At 42.7% G+C, this 19,013-nt stretch carries 17 protein-coding genes and 1 riboswitch; of the genes, 1 reads left to right on the forward strand and 16 read right to left on the reverse strand.

All coding sequences use genetic code 11. The annotated features are described in order from the left end of the window. Positions 1 to 60: 60 nt before the first annotated feature. The gene (locus tag ACGG81_RS09970) at positions 61 to 762 is read right to left on the reverse strand and encodes a DNA alkylation repair protein (RefSeq protein WP_117576650.1); all 702 of its coding nucleotides are present in this window, start codon (positions 760 to 762) and stop codon (positions 61 to 63) included. Between the two features lie 16 nt (positions 763 to 778). Further along, entirely contained in the window at positions 779 to 2,629 is a 1,851-nt protein-coding gene (gene recQ / locus ACGG81_RS09975) for a DNA helicase RecQ (protein WP_390108122.1), read from the reverse strand. A gap of 92 nt (positions 2,630 to 2,721) precedes the next feature. Between recQ and ACGG81_RS09980 the strand changes: the two genes are divergently transcribed. Continuing rightward, positions 2,722 to 2,946, forward strand: coding sequence for a hypothetical protein (locus ACGG81_RS09980; protein ID WP_009262380.1), 225 nt, complete (start codon positions 2,722 to 2,724; stop codon positions 2,944 to 2,946). A gap of 17 nt (positions 2,947 to 2,963) precedes the next feature. On the opposite strand, the gene ACGG81_RS09985 is transcribed toward ACGG81_RS09980, so the two are convergent. From ACGG81_RS09985 to ACGG81_RS10050, 14 genes are all read right to left on the reverse strand, one after another. Beyond that, on the reverse strand, positions 2,964 to 3,500 hold the full coding sequence (locus tag ACGG81_RS09985) for a DUF3877 family protein (protein WP_117576590.1): 537 nt from the start codon (positions 3,498 to 3,500) through the stop codon (positions 2,964 to 2,966). A gap of 61 nt (positions 3,501 to 3,561) precedes the next feature. Beyond that, a complete protein-coding gene (locus ACGG81_RS09990) occupies positions 3,562 to 4,836 on the reverse strand; it encodes an amidohydrolase family protein (protein ID WP_009262382.1) in 1,275 nt (424 codons plus the stop codon). 110 nt (positions 4,837 to 4,946) lie between these two features. Then, positions 4,947 to 5,042: riboswitch (purine riboswitch) on the reverse strand. A gap of 281 nt (positions 5,043 to 5,323) precedes the next feature. Beyond that, a complete protein-coding gene (locus ACGG81_RS09995) occupies positions 5,324 to 6,124 on the reverse strand; it encodes an Rpn family recombination-promoting nuclease/putative transposase (RefSeq protein WP_390108126.1) in 801 nt (266 codons plus the stop codon). Between the two features lie 71 nt (positions 6,125 to 6,195). Next, positions 6,196 to 6,795, reverse strand: coding sequence for an HD domain-containing protein (locus tag ACGG81_RS10000; RefSeq protein WP_035102395.1), 600 nt, complete (start codon positions 6,793 to 6,795; stop codon positions 6,196 to 6,198). A gap of 381 nt (positions 6,796 to 7,176) precedes the next feature. Beyond that, positions 7,177 to 8,757 (reverse strand): M3 family oligoendopeptidase, encoded by a 1,581-nt coding sequence (locus ACGG81_RS10005; protein WP_390108129.1) that lies wholly within the window; start codon positions 8,755 to 8,757, stop codon positions 7,177 to 7,179. Further along, positions 8,736 to 8,864 (reverse strand): hypothetical protein, encoded by a 129-nt coding sequence (locus ACGG81_RS10010; protein WP_390108132.1) that lies wholly within the window; start codon positions 8,862 to 8,864, stop codon positions 8,736 to 8,738. Before ACGG81_RS10010 ends, ACGG81_RS10005 begins: the two co-directional genes overlap by 22 nt. Before the next feature lie 171 nt (positions 8,865 to 9,035). After that, positions 9,036 to 9,245 (reverse strand): hypothetical protein, encoded by a 210-nt coding sequence (locus ACGG81_RS10015; RefSeq protein ID WP_008974916.1) that lies wholly within the window; start codon positions 9,243 to 9,245, stop codon positions 9,036 to 9,038. A 49-nt stretch (positions 9,246 to 9,294) separates the two neighbouring features. Next, positions 9,295 to 10,782 (reverse strand): ABC transporter ATP-binding protein, encoded by a 1,488-nt coding sequence (locus ACGG81_RS10020; protein ID WP_008974915.1) that lies wholly within the window; start codon positions 10,780 to 10,782, stop codon positions 9,295 to 9,297. Further along, positions 10,766 to 11,767: an ABC transporter ATP-binding protein gene (locus tag ACGG81_RS10025; RefSeq protein ID WP_008974914.1), complete on the reverse strand. Its 1,002-nt coding sequence runs from the start codon at positions 11,765 to 11,767 to the stop codon at positions 10,766 to 10,768. The genes ACGG81_RS10020 and ACGG81_RS10025 overlap by 17 nt, the downstream gene beginning before the upstream one ends. 8 nt (positions 11,768 to 11,775) lie before the next feature. Next, entirely contained in the window at positions 11,776 to 13,533 is a 1,758-nt protein-coding gene (locus tag ACGG81_RS10030; RefSeq protein ID WP_317344456.1) for an ABC transporter permease subunit, read from the reverse strand. Positions 13,534 to 13,549: 16 nt separating this feature from the next. Beyond that, the gene (locus ACGG81_RS10035) at positions 13,550 to 14,533 is read right to left on the reverse strand and encodes an ABC transporter permease (RefSeq protein WP_008974911.1); all 984 of its coding nucleotides are present in this window, start codon (positions 14,531 to 14,533) and stop codon (positions 13,550 to 13,552) included. Positions 14,534 to 14,699: 166 nt separating this feature from the next. Further along, on the reverse strand, positions 14,700 to 16,640 hold the full coding sequence (locus ACGG81_RS10040) for an ABC transporter substrate-binding protein (protein ID WP_390108138.1): 1,941 nt from the start codon (positions 16,638 to 16,640) through the stop codon (positions 14,700 to 14,702). Positions 16,641 to 16,962: 322 nt separating this feature from the next. Further along, positions 16,963 to 18,363 (reverse strand): HAMP domain-containing sensor histidine kinase, encoded by a 1,401-nt coding sequence (locus ACGG81_RS10045; protein ID WP_317344455.1) that lies wholly within the window; start codon positions 18,361 to 18,363, stop codon positions 16,963 to 16,965. Beyond that, a complete protein-coding gene (locus ACGG81_RS10050) occupies positions 18,354 to 19,013 on the reverse strand; it encodes a response regulator transcription factor (protein WP_008974907.1) in 660 nt (219 codons plus the stop codon). Before ACGG81_RS10050 ends, ACGG81_RS10045 begins: the two co-directional genes overlap by 10 nt.

The following is a 19,013-nucleotide window of genomic DNA, read 5'->3' on the forward strand; positions in this document are numbered from 1 at the left end:
TGTTGTAAGTAAATTATAAGTTGTTTCAGAAAGAGTGTCAACGGATAATGCGAAAGCCTTTTACTTCCTCTTCATACTTCTGATCTTTTCCTTTTCTTCTTTCCCCACCCGGAGTGATTCTGTGATTTTCTGCAATGCTTTGTTGTAGGTAAAATCATCCAGCTTATTTTTCATAAGATACTGCATCGTCAGTTTCGGATGCTGCACATAATAAACCGATACTGCCCATGCCACTGCCATTTTCACATAGTAATCTTCCAGTGTGATCTCATCAAAATATCGAAATGCTTCCCACAGATAGATTTCTTCTCCAAAATAATCTAGCCCCATGACCACGCCGAATCTGACTGTGTAAACCTGATCTGACTGCATGCACTGCTTTACAAATGTCCACATCTCTTCTTTCTCATCCTTTGCAGGTTTTAAGGTGCTGCAAAAGCTGTCACAGACCGACCAGTTATCAATCTGTGGAAGAAAATCACAAATCCATCTATGCCGTTCTTTCCACTCCATCTTCGCATATCCGATCACAAGTCCCCGAAGCATCGTCTCCTCGAATGTCTTCTCCACTTCAGATTTCTCTTCCAAATACGCTCTCCAGTCTCCCTTTACGATCTCTTTTGCAAGTTTCCTGAGATGCGGAAGTCTTACGCCGCGAATCCTCTCTGCTTTTACATTCGGGATCAACCGGGCAGAAAACTGCTGATAGGAAGGTTCTGATAATTCCTCGATTCTTTTTCTGACTTCTTCAGCCGTCATCATCTTTTTCTCCTTCCTACTATTTTTCATTCCCTTTTTCCAGTGCTGCCAGAAGTGCAAGGAACCGCTCGCCATATTTCTCATATTTCTTTTCTCCGACACCGGTCACCTGAAGCATTTCTTCTTTTGTCTTCGGATGAAGTATACACATATGTGCCAGCGTTTTATCGGAAAATACAATATACGGCGGAACCCTCTCTTCTTTTGCGATCGCAAGACGCAATTCCCGAAGCTGTGCAAACAGTGACGGATCTGCTTCGCCTGTAAATTCGGAGGACTTGCGCATCTTTTTTTCTTTCTTTTCTACCTTGCGCTCTTTTGCCGCTTTCATAAAGACTTGTTCATTTTCTTCCAAAAGTTGTCTGGATTTTTCAGTCAGATGAAGTACCGGATACTCTTCTTTTGTCAGCAACAGATATTCGTTTAAAATCAAATGATTCATGATCTGCCGCAGACGAAAGACCGGAATTGCTTCCATTGTTCCGTATGTTTCATTTTCATCCATGTGATATTTTAAAATCTTTGCGGACTTTCCTCCATGAACGGTTTCTATGATCACATTGATCCCATACCGCTGTCCACTTGTCCGCACACAGCTTACCATCGCCTTTGCCGGAGCGGTCACATTGATTTCCTCAAACTGGGTCAGACAGTTTGAACAATTCCCACAGTAATTTGCCCCATATTCTCCGAAATAACGCAGCATATACTCCCGAAGACACTCGTTTGTAAAACAGTAATAGGTCATCTTCTGAAGCCGGTCCCGCTCCCGTTCCCGGATCAGTTCTGCCGTCTCCGGATCAAATTCTGACTGCTCCCCTGCCTGCTCGATAAAAAACTGATTTGTGATCACATCCTGTCCGGAATAGAGCAAAATACATTCGGATGACATCCCATCTCTTCCGGCTCTACCCGCCTCCTGATAGTAGCTTTCCATGTTTTTCGGCATATTATAATGGATTACAAAACGGACATTCGACTTATCAATCCCCATCCCAAATGCATTGGTCGCCACCATGATCTGCTTCCGGTCATAAATAAAGTCCTCCTGGTTTCGTCTCCGCTCCTCGTCACCAAGTCCTGCGTGATACCGTGTCACTTCTAACCCTTCTTTGATTAACTTCTCACATACTTCCTCGACAACCTTCCTTGTCAGACAGTAAATGATGCCGCATTCTCCTTCATGCTCTCTCAGATAAGCTGTCACTGCCGCAAACTTATCTCTTGGATGCTCTACACAGAATCTAAGATTTACCCGGTCAAATCCAGTCGTGATCATTGCGGGATCCCGCAGGTTCAGCAGTGCGATAATATCTTCTTTTACTTCCGCTGTCGCCGTCGCCGTAAAGGCACTCAGAACCGGTCGTGTGCCAAGATAGTTGAAAAATTCCGCAATCTTCAAATAACTCGGTCTAAAATCCTGTCCCCACTGCGATACGCAGTGCGCCTCATCCACACTCACCATCGAAATCTCTGCCTCTCTTGCAAATCCCAGAAAACTCTCTGTCAGAAGCCGTTCCGGTGCCACATAGATAATCTTATACCGCCCTTCTTTCGCATAACGAAGTGCAGTCAGATACTGTCCCTGCGTCAGGGAACTATTCAAAAAAGCTGCGTGAACACCTGCCTGATTCAATGCGGCGACTTGATCTTTCATCAGAGAAATGAGTGGTGAAATGACTAATGTGATTCCCGGCATCAGAAGTGCCGGAATCTGATAGCAGAGTGATTTCCCTGCCCCGGTTGGCATAATTCCAAATACATCCCGGCCGTTCATCATCTGTTCGATCAGAAATTCCTGCCCCTCACGAAAGGAATCGTATCCGAAATAGTGCTTTAAGATATGTAATGCTTCTTCTTTTTTGTACAAAATCAATTTCTCCCTTCCAGGCTCTTTACATTTTCTATCATTATGATATGATACAAGGCGAAAATAATCAATGTTTTTAAGGAGAACGATCTATGAATCCAATGCAATTACTACAGATTAGAAATCTTTGGAACGGCTTCACCTCCAGACATCCAAAATTTCCGAAATTTATGAATGCCGTCTATCAGAATGGACTTTGCGAAGGAACCGTAATGGAAATCCAGATCCGCACACCTGACGGGAAAGAGTTTGCCTCCAATTTGAAAGTGACAAAAGAAGATCTGGAACTTGTTCAGCAAATGAGGTCGATGCGTTAAATCGACCTCATTTTTCACTAAAATCCCATCTCTTCATAGTCCTCTTTCATAAACCGGTGATAGATCACATGACTTCCTTCAAATTTGACACAATAATAATATGCATCCGGTTTCTGATCTGCAAAATAGATCAGCACATCGAATTCACTGTCCTTGATCTGCTCCACAACGGTATGATTGGAATACCTTTCACAGATTTCCAACAATTTTTCCAAAGTACATCCATGTACAGACACTGCTGTGATCCACTCCTTTAAAAATGGATTGTCCGGCACCTGCTCATGTACATAGACTGCCCCTTCTGGCGGAACACAGAGACAGAAACGGTCTTTTTTGTGAGATACTGTAACATTTCCCAAATGTTCTGTATGCCCTCCAAACCATTCCAGCTCCTGCTGCAGTTTTTCTATAGAAAGCTCTTTTCCCAACAACCGAAGTAAGGAATCCGCCGGATAATACAGACGAATCGTCTCCTTCTGATACCCAAGCTTCATCTGCTCCTCTTTGATCAAGTCAATCAGGTTTTGTTCCAGTTTTTGATATTCCTGCTCCATATTTTTTATCCCCCTTTCTTTTCTTACCGGTATTCTTATAGTCTATATTGCCCCGAAAATGCTATTTGACCTTTCGTCCGGAAACATACTTTTCTGTAATATGTCGGTCATCAGACAGATAGATCATGCGCTCCAGGCGGTCCCGCACGGTCAGTTCCTGCGGATGTGCAATGTTACTGTCGTCTAAAATCAGTGCATCAAACTCGTATCCTTCTTCAAAACTTCCAACCTTTCCAAAAAACGCCCCGCCGCCTTTTGTTCCAAGATAGAATGCCTCCTCCACAGTCAGCGGCTTCTGTGTATCATCCACAAGTCTCCAGCGCATTTTAGAACATTGGATCGCATCTGCCATCGCCCGGAAGATCGACGTACTGTATCCTGCTGCCATATCACTTCCAAGCCCGGTCGGGATTCCCTCTGATAAAAATCTTCTCACTGGTGCAATCCCTGAAGAAAGATTCATATTGGACTGCGGACAGTGCGCCACATATACCTGATTGTTCTTCATTTTTTCAATCTCATCTTCTTCCATCCAGATACAGTGTGCCATAATAGTAGGGCAGTCCCCGCCAAATAGTCCAAACTGTTCATATGCCTCGCTGTAATTTAACACATTCGGACAAAGCTCTTTCACCCACGCGATCTCACCTGGATTTTCAGATAAGTGAGACTGTACCGGCAGTTTTTTTTCTCTCTGTAGCTCTGCCAGCCCTCGCATCAGCTCATCTGTGCAGGAAGGGATAAACCGAGGTGTCAAAATCGGTCTGACATGTCGGAAACGTCCGTCCGTCTCTGCAAGCCATCTTTTCGTTTCTTCCAGCGATTTTTCTGCACTTTTTTCTTCCAGATCCTTCCCTCCGTTTCGATCCATATTCACCTTTCCCACATAGGCCGACAACCCGGATTTTTCCAGAAGTTCCATCAGAATCTTAGTTCCTTCCACATGCATTGTCGCAAAAATGACCGCTCTTGTTACATCACTTTTCTTCAGTTCTTCCACATACATCGTATATGCCCGTTTTGCATACACTTCATTGGAATACTTTGCTTCCTCAGGAAACGTATGTGTATTAAGCCACTCTAACAATTCCAGATCCATACCAAGTCCTCGAAATGCATACTGCGGCGCATGCGCATGAAGATCCACCATCCCCGGAACAATCAGGGCATCCCCACAATCCTTCACCGGAAGCCCCTGATATTTCTCAGGGATTTCCGAAAATACCCCCGCACTCTTTCCATCTACACAAATAACATACTGTTGCTCGGCTACCCGCAGTCTGTCCATCGTCTCACTATAACAAATATTCCCTTTTAAAATAAAATCGGTCTTCATTTTGTTTCTTCCTCACTTTCCCAAACATTGTTGCCCGAAGTCTGTCACTCCATTCCGACAACTCCTATCTTTTTACGCAGAAAATGGGGCGATACAAAAAGTACACTGCCTCCTTGCATCTCCCCACTTATAGTCAACTATTCCGGTAGTTTGTAGAAACGTCCAACCAATCTTGAACATATATAAGTTCTGCCTATTGCTCCTTTATTATAAAAGATTCTGTTCCGGAAGTCAATTCGCCACAAAAACTTGTTTTCCTCTTCATAATATCTTGCCAAATTTTAGACCTTTAAAAATTTCATAAAATATTCCCTTGTCTTTTTCTTCTCACTTTTCTAGAATTCCTCTGCTTTTTTTGAAATTTCCTGCCTGAACCGGCAGACTGAATATGGACAATCCTGATACTGACTTTCTTTTCTTGTTTGAAAAACAGTATCAGGATTTTTTGATTTTTATCTTGTGAAATGCATTAGATATGCTTTAGATTTTACTCTTTCTGACCGCATTGCCTACCTTTTACAGACTCTGCTTCTGCGAGAAATGCTTCCATAGTATCTGACTTTGCCGCAAGCACCAGCCAGTTTCTCAATACTTCCAGATTTTGCTCTGTCTCAATCTGTTTTCGGAACATATCAGGAATCCTGCCTTTGCACTCCAAAATCGTACACAGCGAAAGTCTTGCACCTTCCGCTCTTCCTTCTTCTCTTCCCTCAATTCTCCCTTCTTTTCTTTCGTCTTTCAGCATCTCTTCCAAAATCATAAAACGCTCCTCCATCTCCCGGTCTCTCTTGATTTCTCGAATTGTTCTCTGCAGTTTTTCTACATAGTCATCGTGAAAATTTTGTTCGCTCTCCTGCAGTTTGCTTTCTTTACATTCTTTGCACTCACTTGAAAATGTGTATCGATATTTCTTCTGCCCAAACGGGTCAAAGTCACATAGAAAAATAACATAAGTATCCGGAAGTTCTTCATACTCTTCCCCAGATACCAGCAGCTCCATATCAATCTGACTTTGATAATATCTGCTTCTTCTCCCAAGTGCCGGCTTTTTGGAAACCTGCATTTCCACATTATAGTGGGTTCGTTCTTCATCATTTGCATAGACATCCAGACGGATTCCCTTATACTCTGGGTGGTAGATCATACTCTTTTCCTTACTGACAACCACCTCTGAGAGTTTCGTCTGAAGGACCATCTCCAAAAAATCTTTGCAGTTTTCTGGCATCGTCATCACTGCGCCAAACATAAAGTTATCTTTGATCGTAAGTTCTTTTAATTGTTTCTTCATCGGTTTTCCTCCATTATGCAGAGGAATTCTATGAAAAAATTATAACATGTCCATTCTGCTTTCTGCAATCTCTATTCAGCCTTTACATTCCCTTTTTCAATGTTTTCTTCTACAATTGCTTTCACGCATTCCCACACTGTTTTTGATGTCTCTTCCATTTTTTCATTCCGTTTGTAGATCTGTGACCGTTTCACCCCATGTTCTGCCCAGCTTTTTCCACCAGATGCGTGATTTAAAAGAAGTGGCTGAAAATTGTCAAGAAGGTGTGCATACTTTGCATCGCCCGTCTCGTATGCCTCAAATTCTTCCCAGAGTTCCCGAAAATAAGCGCCCTGATCTGCCGGTAGGATTCCGAAGATCCGATCTGCCGCCTTTTCTTCACGCGCTCTCTTTGTTGCGGCTCCAGCGCTGTCATATGCATAAGTATCTCCTGCGTCAATTTCTACGAGATCATGGATCAGTACCATCGTCATAACTTTCAAAAGATCCACCTCTTCCTCTGCATGCTCCTGCAAAAGTACTGCCATCAGCGCAATGTGCCAGGAGTGTTCAGCATCATTTTCTTTTCTCTCACCATCGGCAAGATAGGTCTGCCGGAATATATTTTTTACTTTGTCTATCTCCATCAAAAATGCAATCTGCTGTTGTAATCTTTCATGCTTTTCCATCATTGGATCCTTCCTTTCCTTCTCGTGATCATACTTGTTATTACTATATCACACTCTCCCTTTTTTCACATCCCCAAATCACAGCAATCAAACCATCAAGCCATTTCAAAAAGCAAAACAAATCTGACTTTCTTCACCTCAAAAATATGTTCTCCCCACACTTGACAAAATGCCATAATATTTTTCAAAAACCACTTACAAAGCGTCAGTATTCCTCCTGACTCCCGGCAAAAAAGAAAACTGTCATGTACTTTCTCCGACTGTTGTGTCCTTTCTTTCAACAATCAGATACCTGCCATGACAGTTTTATTACGATTTTTTATTGTCTGTTATGAGTCTTTTTGTTTTCCGCTCTGTTTTTATGCGTTTTTCTTCACGCGTTTTCTACAGCTTGTGTTCCTTCAGCCATTCGCTTGCATGTCCTGCAATCTCTCGGATACATCCGTCTTCTACCGGAGAGGCAAGTCCCACACCTGCTACCAGCCCGAGGAATGTATCTGTTCCGCCGCGCTGTACAAACATTTTATATTTTTCCCACGCCTGTTTCCAGTCCTTTTCAATCTCAAGCCAGAACTGTAATGCAACGGTCTGTGCAAGGCAGTAATCAATATAATAGAATGGTGTCAGATAAATATGGTTCTGTCTTTGCCATCCTGCACCTCTTCCATAGAATGGCATTCCTTCCAGATCAAGATATGGACGATACATCTTTTCTAATTTGAGCCATGCTTCGTTTCTCTCCGCTGGTGTCATTTCCGGATGTTCATATACAACCTGCTGGAAATGGTCGACAAGACATCCATATGGAATGAAGTTTAAAGTTCCCTCTAAATGAGACACTTCGTATTTCTTTGTCTGATGTTTAAAGAATAATTCATACCATGGTGTCGCAAAGAATTCCATCGACATGGAGTGTGTCTCTGCCGCTTCCATCGACGGGAGATGCATATCGATCAGCTCGATATTTTTCTCTGCCATATATTCTGCAAATGCATGGCCTGCTTCATGTGTCAATACATCGACATCTCCGGCTGTTCCGTTGAAGTTTGAAAAGATAAATGGGCATCCATATCCCGGAATATCTGCACAGTATCCACCGGTAGCCTTTCCTGGTTTTGCAACAACATCAAATAATTCTCTGTCAAACATCATTTTGATAAAATCCGCTGTCTCCGGCGACATCTCTGTATACATCTTTCTTCCGGCTTCCATGATCTCATCATAAGTTCCCTGCGGAATCGCATTTCCATCCGGGAACTGCAGGCTGTCATCGTAGATTTTCAGATCCTCTACTCCAATTCTTTCTGCCTGGTTTTTCTTGATCTCACATACGATCGGGACAAGATCTCTTACGACCTGCTGACGGAAATCTGCAATTGCCTCCGGCGCATAGCAGTTTCTCTGGCGACGGACATAGCCAAGTTCTACGAAATTTTTCATACCAAGACGGTGTGCCTGCTCGGTACGGTTCTTGACAAGCTTGTCAAAGATCTCATCCAGCTCTCCTTGATGTTCATCAAAGAATTTTCCCGTAGCCTCATACGCTGCTTTTCTTACTTCTCTGTCCTGACTCTGCATATAAGGTCCTAACTGAGACAGATTGCATTTTTCTCCGTCGAACTCAATCTGTGCACTTGCAAGCAGTGACTGGTACTGTGTCTGCAGTGTACTTTCTTCCTGTAACAATTCAGTAATCTCCGGAGAAAATCCTTTCATAGAAAGCTCTAGATTGATAAATAACACTTTCCCCAGCTTTTCTTCCAGTTCTTTTCTGAACGGAGATGCTAACAATACTTTATTATACTTCTGCATCTCCTCTTCCAACATTGGTCCGATATGATCATTGTATTCTCTTTCCTTTGCGTAAAATTCATCTTTTGTATTAATCGTATAACGAATATACACGAGGGAGTCTGCAGTAGCGATTTCTTTCTTGACATCATTCATCTCATAGACTGCCTGCACCTGTTCTTCCCAGACTGTGCATGTTTCAATTTCTCTGTGATCTCCTGAATCTTCTTTTTTGTCTCCTCAAGATCAATTCTTTTGTAAATAAATTCACTGAACTTCATCACTTTTACCCCTTTCTGGATTTTTATTTTCCTCCTGTCAAAAACAGGAGCTGCTTTTACAACATGTTCTGCTGCAAATTTTAGCTTTTATAAAAGAGCGTGCTGGATCTGCTCCATCAAGACAGCATTTTCTGCCTTACACACGCTCAAATATACAATCTTGTTTTGATTTTATCGGAAGAAAAAGAACAGTACAAATGCGATAATACCTACAACGACTGCAAGTACCGGCCACAATGCCCAAAAAGCGCCAAGTACCATTGCCAGATAATCATTCTTCTCCAATGGAACATCTTTGATTTCTTCTTTGAACTTATTGAACTTTGCATCCGCATCTTCTATCATCTTTGCACGCTTGCTGTTTTTCCCAAATAATAACATCGTACTCTTCCTTTCTACCTCTGTGTCAAATCATTTTCCCTTTATTATACTATACTTCCTCTTTCTTTTCCAGTGGGAAGTGGCATGCCACATAGTGTTCCGGCTCTAATTCTCTCAGTTCCGGTGTCACGTGTTTGCAAATTTCCTGACAGTATTTGCATCTTGTATGGAACTTACATCCTTCCGGCGGATGTACCGGGCTTGGAATATCTCCTTCCAGAGGGACAATCTCCTTTTTATGATTCGGATCCGTCGTCGGGATTGCTGACAGAAGTGCCTCTGTATACGGATGCATCGGGTGGTCAAACATGGCTTTGGAAGATGCAAGCTCTACAATATTTCCAAGGTACATGACCCCGATTCTGTCACTGATGTATTTGACAACACTCAGTCCGTGGGAGATAAATAAATATGCAAGGTTTTCCTTTTCTCCGAGATCCTTTAACAGATTGACGATCTGTGACTGGATCGATACGTCGAGCGCAGATACCGCCTCGTCGCAGACAACAAATTTCGGTTTCAATGCAAGGGCTCTGGCGATACCGATACGCTGTCTCTGTCCACCGGAGAACTGGTGTGGATATCTGTGGATCATATACGGAGCCAGACCACACTCTTCCATCGTCTTCATGACATAATCCTGCATCTTATCATCATTCTTCTGAAAAAATCCATGTGCGAGAAGTCCTTCTCCGATGATCTGTCCCACAGTCATTCTAGGATTCAGGGAAGAATATGGATCCTGGAAGATCATCTGCATATCTTTTCTTAAAATACGCATTTCTTTTGACTTCAGTCTTGCAAGATCTACTCCATTGTCCTTATATTCTTCGTATTTTTTGAACTCCGGATCTGAACTGTATTTTGCACGGAGTGCAGTAAGTTTCTCCTCTGCTGCTGCAAGTTCTTTTTCTTTCACTGCAATCTCACGGCTCTTATCTTTGCCTTCTGTTTTATCTTCTTCTCTCAAGTTGCACAAAACCTTCGCAATCTTGAATTTTTCAAGAATCTGCTGCTCTGCTTCCTGCGTATTGTCTACGGCATAAAATCCTCCGATGATCTGTACGAGATTCAGAAACTCTCTGTTACATTCCTTGCGGAGATTCTCGCATTCTTCCTGCTTCCGGAACTTTTCTGCTCCGTCTTCCATTTTCTCGTACTCTGCCTTAAGACTTTCTACTTTTTTCTCAATTTCTGCGATTTTTTTCTTTCTTGGTCCGATACTTTTTACTGTATCTTCTACATAATCCGGCGCCATCTCTGTCAGAGAACGTCCATAATACATAGTTTTTCCTTCTGTCTGTGGATAAATCTGCAGCAGCGTTCTTCCAAATGTAGATTTCCCGCATCCGGACTCACCTACCAGACCGACTGTCTCTCCCGCATAGATATCCAGTGTGATTCCGTCATTTGCGCGGACATAAAGCTGTTCTTTCTGGAAAAGTTTCGTCTTCTTGATCGGGAACCACTGCTTCAGGTCTGTAATTCTTAAGAGTACTTTCTTCTCTCCCTGATTTTCCTTATGATTGTTTTGCATGACGCCCCTCCTTCTCAGGATAGAAGCAGCGTACTATATGATCTCCTTCTACCTGTTCCAACTTTGGTTCTTCTTCCAGACATTTCTGTGTCGCGTATTTACAGCGCGGTGCGAATTTACATCCTTTTGGAAGATCCAGCGGATGTGGCACAGATCCCGGAATCGCTTCCAGACGTGCTCCTACCGGTGTATCCAGTCTCGGAATCGATGTCATCAATCCTTCTGTATAAGGATGTGAGAACGCATTGTCTCTTGCGAAGATTGCATGTGCCGGGCACATTTCCACTACCTGTCCACAGTACATTACCGCCACGCTGTCTGCCATCTCATTGATAACACCGAGATCATGTGTGATGAAAAGGATTGAAGTTCCTTTTTCTTTCTTTAACTCATTCATCAAATGAAGGATCTGCGCCTGAATGGTTACATCAAGTGCAGTTGTCGGCTCATCTGCGATCAAAAGACTTGGCTCACATGCCAATGCCATCGCGATCATGACACGCTGTCTCATCCCACCGGACAACTGATGCGGATATTGTTTCATAATAGACTCTGCATTTGGAATCTTTACTGATTTCAACATTTCCAGCGATTTCTTACTCGCCTCTTCTTTTGAGATCTTCTGGTGTGTCAGATATACTTCATTCAGCTGTTTCTCAATCGTATATACCGGGTTTAAGCTTGTCATCGGCTCCTGGAAAATAACCGAGATCTCATTTCCACGAATCTGGTACATATCATTTTTGGTACATTCTGCAAGGTTGCGTCCCTTAAATGTGATTGTTCCGCTGTCAATATACCCGTTTCCATCAAGAAGTTTTAAGATGCTCATCGCAGATACACTCTTTCCACTTCCGGATTCTCCTACGATTCCAAGCGTCTTACCAGCCTCCACCTGATAAGACACTCCGTTTACTGCTTTTACAATTCCTTTTTTTGTCTTAAAATATGTATGTAAATCATCAACTTCTAATAAATATTCCATGTCTTTTCCTACCTTTCATTGGATTTTGGATCAACTGCTTTGCGCAGACCGTCTCCAAAAAGGTTGATGCTGATCGTACATAGTGCAAGTGCAATAGACGGGAATACCCATCTCCACCAGAACTGAGAGATAACCTCTGAAGACCGGCAGTTGTTCAGCATATTTCCCCATGAAGGAATTGGTTCTCCAACACCAAATCCAAGGAACGACAGGCCGGACTCCGTCAGCATACAAGTCGCAAATGCAAGTGTTGCATTTACAATAATAATCGTCATAACATTTGGAACAATGTGACGGAAAATAATATTTCTTTCCCGAACCCCCAGTGCCTTTGCCGCCGTAACGAATTCCTTTTGCCGTTCTGCAAGCACCTGCGCACGCACCATATTCGCAACGCCCGGCCAGCTTAAAATACCTAAGATAACCATGATCATAATGATACGGCCAATCTCCGATACTTTATTTCCAATTAGGGCAGATAAAATCAATGCCAGAGGAATAAACGGCAGCGATCCTACCACTTCTGCAACACGCATCAGGATAATATCTATCTTACCTGCATAGTACCCTGCGATTCCTCCGACAATGATACCAATCACAAGTGAAATGATTACCGATACAAATCCGACTGTCATTGTCATCTGACCACCCTTTAACATACGAAGCGCAACACTTCTTCCAAGGTTATCGGTTCCAAACAAATATCCCTTTAGTCCCCATGTCTTCACATTTCCGTCTTTGTCGATTGCATAATTCTGATAGTATCTACTGGAGACGGCAACGATATTTTTCATATCGCCTGGTACCTTGATCTGCTTATTGTTGTTTCCGCCCCATGCCTTCACACTTCCGTCATCTAACAAAGCAACAACATGGTTACGTCCTGCGGAGAGGCTCTCCACATGTCCGTCTATTTCTTCCGGGATACTTTGAATCTTATAATCATTTGCTCCCCAGCATGCGAGTGTACCATCTTCCAGTAATGCAAATGCCGTCTTGTCAGTCAACGCAAAATCTTTCACTTTCCCCTGAATCTCTTCCGGGATCGCATCAAATGCAGTTTCCCTCTTGGCCATTGGAATCAGCTTCCCATCTTCAGTAAGCGCAAGACCTGTCTGGATATTTGTTTTGACTGACTTCACCTTTTCATCTTTGACTTTTGATGTCACAACATCAATCGCATTCTCATTTCCCCACTTTACAACACTTCCATCCTCCAGTACTACGATAGACACTTGGAATCCTGCAGAAATGGATTTCACTTTCTTTCCTTTCAGCTCTGTCGGAATCCTGTTTAAGTTCATACGGTTAAATCCCCATGTGAACAGTTTCCCTTCTTCATTCAGTGCAAGCACGTGATCCTGACCAACGGCGATATCGACAACTTTCCCCATATCTCCCGGTATCTGTTTTAACCTGTCCGTCAGTGTTCCCCACTCATATACTACACCGTCATTATCAATTCCTACTCCAAATGTCGGTCCCGCTTCAATCTTCTTTGCATTTCCCTGCAGCTCTTTCGGAACATCAAGGAACTTCATCCCCGGCGCAATATTCTTCTGAGTTGGATCCTGATAGTTCATATCTTGTTTCAGCCAAATTGGCAGAATGAAACACATTAAAAATATCGTACAAAATACAATTGCGGAGCCCATAGCAATTTTATTTTCACAGAGTCTTTTGAGGATTGTCCGAAAAGGACTCTGCATCTGTTCTTCTTCTAATATCGAACGCTTCTTTTCTTCCTTTTTGCCTTTCTTTAACATGTGCTTTCCTCCATGATTACTCTAATTTGATTCGTGGATCCACAAAACAGTAACAGATGTCTGTGATTAGATTTGCCACAAGTGCCAGTAAAATATAGAACATCTGCATAGCTAGTGCCACGGTATAATCCTGCTGGTTCAAAGAATCGATCAGAAGCTTTCCAACACCCTTCCAAGAGAACAATGTCTCAATAATAATGGAGCCACCGAAAATTGCCACGATAGAACCGACAACATACCCTGTGATCGGAATCAATGCATTGCGGAATGCATGTTTGTAAATCACCGTTTTCTCCCGCAATCCTTTCGCTCTTGCAGTACGTACATAATCCATAGAAAGCGCATCAAGAAGAGCTCCTCTTACATATCGTGTCAGACCTCCCAGCCCCGCAAAAACCATAACGATCACCGGCAGACAGAGATGGTACAGATAATCACCAACCGCCCGGATTCCGGTATACCCTGCTCCGGTCGTCACCATTCCGCTAATCGGGAAAATCGGGATTGTAATTGCAAACAGGAAAATAAAGATCAGTGCTGTTATGAAAGACGGAATACTGATTCCGATGATCGTCGTCACCTGCACCGTCGTGTCAAACACAGAATTCTGCTTGACTGCCGCCTTGATTCCCAAAGGAATCGTAATAAAAAATAATAAGATATAATATACAATATTCAGACAGACTGTATTTTTCATCGGTGGTCCTACAAGCTGAAGAACCGGAACACGATGTACGGAAGAGTATCCGAAGTCACCTTGTAATACATTGCCAAACCAGCTAAAGTACTGGACGATAATCGGCTTATCTAATCCCAGACGTGTCCTTGCGTCCTGATAAAGTCTTTCGTACTCTTCCGGAGATACGCTCATCTTCTGTCCCTCGACCATCATACGCGCCGGATCTCCCGGAACCATCTTGAATAGCCCGAATAACAGAATGGACAGTATAAAGAAGACGACTACCATATAGGAAAGTCTTTTTAAGATGTATTTAACCATTCGTTGTAACCCCACTTTTTATTATTAGTTAGTACAGAACATCACCGGAAACCCCAGTGTTTTTTATCACATCGGAAAATCCGTCTGACTTTCCGATGTGATAAAAAAGGAAGCGGGCTTTGCCGCCTCCCTTCTTATGTTTCAAACTATCTACTACCTATTTTTATTATTCCTCGATATATGCATCCAAAACAAAGTACCACCAGTTGTCATATGCACGCGGAACAAAGTTCTTTAATTTTGGATTATAAAACCAGTAGTCTGTACCGGTTGACATAACAACTCCCGGAAGCTCTTTGTTAATCTCTTTTTCAAATTCAACAAATAACTTTCTGAATGTATCTGTATCACCCGGCTCTACGCTTCTCATTTCCTGTGTGATACTCTTTAATTCCGGATCGCTTACACGATAATAGTTCCAAAGACCCATGCGTTCCGGTGCATCATCAAAGAAGTACCACCATGCACTGAGTTCCGGTAATACAACGCCAACGCTGAATACATGATAAGTAGGATCCACTCCTTCTCGATTCAGATGATTGATAACCTGAGCAAAGTCCATCTTCGTTCCTTTGATCTGCATACCAATCTTCTCTGCTTCCGGTGGAATTACTGTATTATAAAGGTTATTTTGCTCACTTTCCTGATATGCCCATTCGATTACTAACGGCATTAGTTTTCCATCTACTTCTTTGTAGCGAACCTTGTCTGTTCCTTCTACGAATTCTCCGCCACTTTCATTTAATGTCCAGCCACCATCGATCAGTTCTTGTTTTGCTTTATCGATATCGTATGTATAATGTGTCAGTTCTCCTTCCAGTTCATCCTTTGTTGCCTGGTAGTCCTCCATTGCCTCTGTTGCAACGCAGTCTACCACATTTGCATATCCACCAGTCAGCTGTTTGTTGATCTCATCACGATCAATAATGTAAGCAAATGCACGACGCACTTCCGGGAACTGGGATGGTCCGAAATCACACGCGAAACGGAATTCCAATACAGAATCCTGAGGTACCACTCCGTAGTTCGCTTTGATCGATCCATCTTCTACCTTTGTCAGTGTAGAGTCGATCGTCTCTCCTTTGCTTGTCTTAAAGAAATCAACCGTACCTTTTTCAAACTCATCTCTCCATGTTTCCGTTGCAACTGGTTTTGAGATGATTTTCTCGATATGTGGTGTTGTTCCGTCATATCTTCCAAGATATTCTTTGTTGATCTCTATCTCAACAGTCTCTGTACCGATATCTACTTTCTTTAACTGGTATGGTCCACAGACAACCGGTCTCTTATAGCGGAACCCGGTCTCCGGATCAAGCAGTGTCTTGCGGAGTAAGTCTGTTGTAAATTTATCATTCAGGTAGCATCCGTTTCCATCGTCTTTGATCTCTACTTCCGGCGCAATTGCTGCCATCGGTGCGGGTTCAAATCCAATGGAATCAAGGATATAGTAATCCGGAAGGTTTTCCGCTGCTACTGTGAAGGAAAATTCATATTCTCCAAGCAAACGAACGCCTGTAAATTCTTTTGTTTTTCCTTCACGAAATGTATCAAATCCAACTAAAGTACTTCCCATTGTCGCATCGCCTTCACACTCAGCGAACTGCTTGGAAGAACGAAGAAGAATGTGGAACACATAATCTTTTGCTGTGATTTTAGATCCATCATTCCATTTCAAGTTATCATTAATTGTAATGGTATAAGTTCTGGAACCATCTTCGTTGTCTGTCTCCTCATGAGATTTTACAACAACCGGATCCCATTCTTTGACACGCTCTCTTGTGATATCTGTAAGCCCGTAACCATTCATCAATCTGATGAAACCTGTATTGGTAGCGTTTGCTGACCATCCATCCATCATATCCGGTGATAAGGATCCCGGAGCGATCTGTACTACGAACTGACCTCCTACCGGTGCATCCTCCGGTGGTGCCTGCGGCTCCGCTGTCTGTTCTACACCGACTTCCTTATCCGCAGTGCTTGCTTCTTTACTATCTCCCTTTCCTGATGATGAATTGCTGCTAACACCGCCTCCGCCACATGCGGTAAGAGACATAGCCATTGTTCCTGCAAGCAGACACGCAACTACTTTCTTCTTTATCTTACTCACTTCCTCCTTATTTTTAGGTTTTAAATAAATCTGTTAAGATATTAACACGTTTGCGTGTTTTGTGCAATACTTTTCCTTTTTTCATGTATATTTCTACTATTTTTGTATGCTATGCACAAGTTTTTCGCTTTTTAACGACATTGTCGCATTTTCTATCATTTTATTTTTTCTGATTTCTTTGGTTTTTACGCCTTAAAGTAAGACAAAAGCAATCCCTTTTTTTCAATTCATTTTCACCTGCATACATATGTCTTCAAAACAAAGATTTTTATAGTTTTAAACTATTTGTTTTTTCTATATTCGGCAAAAAAATTGCACAAAACTATTTCTTCTCACAATCTCTCCTGCTTTTCTTCAAAAGAGAAATCGTCACCTGCGCTCCTCCCATTGCATCCGAATTTTCTAAACATAAACGCCCTCCTTGCTGCTCAACAAACCTGCTTGCAATTGCCAAACCCATACCATAATGATTGCGCTGTCCGCGACTTTTATCTCCCCTGTAAAACTGTTCCGTTCCCCTAAACAGCTCCTCTTCTGAAAATCCAGGCCCATCATCTTCCGTGACAAATATTGTTTGTTCTTCCTCTATGCAGACCGTAAGCCGGATCCTTCCCCCTTCCTTTCCATATTCGACACTGTTTGCAATGATATTCATCCATGCCCGGTAAATAGATTCTTCTTCCATATCCAACACAAAGTTTTCCAAACAATTTTCAGGAATTTCTCTCACACTGACTGTCATCTGCCTAGTCTTTGCAAGTGTGTCTGCCTGCTTTTTTATTTTTTCTGTAAATCGTAATAGATCTGTCTTTGTTTTTGCCGTCGTCTGATTTCTTTCCGAAAGCAGCATCTCCTGAAGTACTTGAAGATAATTTTCTATTGTTTTCGTCTCTTCGCGAATTTCTTCGGCATACTCTTTTACTTCCGCAAGTTCCTCCGCTTCCAGTGTCAATTCTGCATTCCCCCGGAGAATGGTCAGTGGCGTCTTAATATCATGTGCAAGCGCCGCCATCTGCTCCCTTCGCATCTGCTCCATATTCCACTGTCTGTGCAGCGATTGTTTGAGTGCTTCCCTCATCTGATCCATGGATTGTAACACTGCATCGATTTCCAGTACTTTTGAAGATTTTCTTTCAAAATTAAGTTCCTGTTGACTGATATTTTCAGTCACCTGCTCCAACGAAGAAATTTCCCGCGAAATAATCCTTCCAAACCTTTTTGCCAGCCATATGAGATACAAGAAAAATAAAATGACTGTCACTCCTATCAAGGTCCAGTCTGCCGCCGGAAAATACTGTCGTAAAAACTTGTTCGTATAGCTGGAAACCATGCGGTACTTCACAATGCATACTTCTCTTTCCCTGTCAAAACTTCGAAAATAATACCCCTCTTTTCCTCTCTCTCCTTCTCTATAAATCTCCCACGCGTCTTCCCGCTCTTCTTTTTCAAATGTTCCATAAAGGTATGTTCCCTCTCGATCATACACTCCGTACCGACATGTCTCCGGAATCAGATCTTCCGTCACCCGCTCTGCTGACTGAATCTGTCTGGCACGTCCTGTAAGCATTCCTTCCGCATAATTTGCCGGAAGAATCCATCCTGTCTCTATCCCTGCGGAAAACAGCAACAGTGCAGCTGTCAAAATCACCACTGCACCAATCATAACCCAGACTGCATACCGGATAAAAAAGGTATGCAGTCGTATTTTCCTTTTTAATTCCATCGATACCCCATCCCCCAGACGGTCTCAATTGGCTCCGCCTGTACTTTTATTAATTTCGCTCGGATATTTTTAATATGTTCTGTGATCGCTGAGGCGTCACTTTCTCCTTCATAGCCAAATACTGCCTCATAGATCTGTTCCCGCGACAGTGTCTGTCCGTGATGAAGCGCCAGATATTCACAAATCTGATACTCGCTTTTTGTCAGCGGAACTTTCTGATCTTTTGCCATCACTTTTTTTGCCTGCATATAAAAATGAAGCCCGGATACCGCGAACACCTGCTTCTTCTCCCGCAGTTCTCTTCGCAGGTGCGCCTGCACCCTCGCCCGAAGTTCTCCAAGTCCGAACGGTTTGCAAATATAATCATCTGCTCCGGAACCAAGTCCTGCCATCAGATCTTCCTCGAGTGTCTTTGCTGTCAGAAATACAATTGGGCAATCCACAGTTTCTCGAATCTCCCTGCACAAAGTAAAGCCATCGATGCCAGGCATCATCACATCCAATAAAATCAAGTCATATCGGGACAACTCCATCTGTCTTACCACTTCCCCATCCTGGACAGTCTGTACGATATGCCCATCTTTTTCCAGTGCTTTCCTTATGATCTGGAGAATCTTTGCCTCATCATCCACTGCAAGAATCTTTGCCAT

The organism is Faecalimonas umbilicata (assembly GCF_042846195.1).
Classification (GTDB): domain Bacteria; phylum Bacillota; class Clostridia; order Lachnospirales; family Lachnospiraceae; genus Faecalimonas; species Faecalimonas umbilicata.

Bases quoted from the DNA above. Each gene is read 5' to 3' on its own strand.
- ACGG81_RS09985 (WP_117576590.1), bottom strand. From the start codon at position 3,500: ATGGAGCAGGAATATCAAAAACTGGAACAAAACCTGATTGACTTGATC.
- ACGG81_RS10015 (WP_008974916.1), bottom strand. From the start codon at position 9,245: ATGTTATTATTTGGGAAAAACAGCAAGCGTGCAAAGATGATAGAAGAT.
- ACGG81_RS10000 (WP_035102395.1), bottom strand. From the start codon at position 6,795: ATGATGGAAAAGCATGAAAGATTACAACAGCAGATTGCATTTTTGATG.
- ACGG81_RS09970 (WP_117576650.1), bottom strand. From the start codon at position 762: ATGATGACGGCTGAAGAAGTCAGAAAAAGAATCGAGGAATTATCAGAA.
- ACGG81_RS09995 (WP_390108126.1), bottom strand. From the start codon at position 6,124: ATGAAGAAACAATTAAAAGAACTTACGATCAAAGATAACTTTATGTTT.
- ACGG81_RS10045 (WP_317344455.1), bottom strand. From the start codon at position 18,363: ATGGAATTAAAAAGGAAAATACGACTGCATACCTTTTTTATCCGGTAT.
- ACGG81_RS10010 (WP_390108132.1), bottom strand. From the start codon at position 8,864: ATGAAGTTCAGTGAATTTATTTACAAAAGAATTGATCTTGAGGAGACA.
- ACGG81_RS10025 (WP_008974914.1), bottom strand. From the start codon at position 11,767: ATGGAATATTTATTAGAAGTTGATGATTTACATACATATTTTAAGACA.
- ACGG81_RS10050 (WP_008974907.1), bottom strand. From the start codon at position 19,013: ATGGCAAAGATTCTTGCAGTGGATGATGAGGCAAAGATTCTCCAGATC.
- ACGG81_RS10030 (WP_317344456.1), bottom strand. From the start codon at position 13,533: ATGTTAAAGAAAGGCAAAAAGGAAGAAAAGAAGCGTTCGATATTAGAA.
- ACGG81_RS09990 (WP_009262382.1), bottom strand. From the start codon at position 4,836: ATGAAGACCGATTTTATTTTAAAAGGGAATATTTGTTATAGTGAGACG.
- ACGG81_RS09980 (WP_009262380.1), top strand. From the start codon at position 2,722: ATGAATCCAATGCAATTACTACAGATTAGAAATCTTTGGAACGGCTTC.
- ACGG81_RS10020 (WP_008974915.1), bottom strand. From the start codon at position 10,782: ATGCAAAACAATCATAAGGAAAATCAGGGAGAGAAGAAAGTACTCTTA.
- ACGG81_RS10035 (WP_008974911.1), bottom strand. From the start codon at position 14,533: ATGGTTAAATACATCTTAAAAAGACTTTCCTATATGGTAGTCGTCTTC.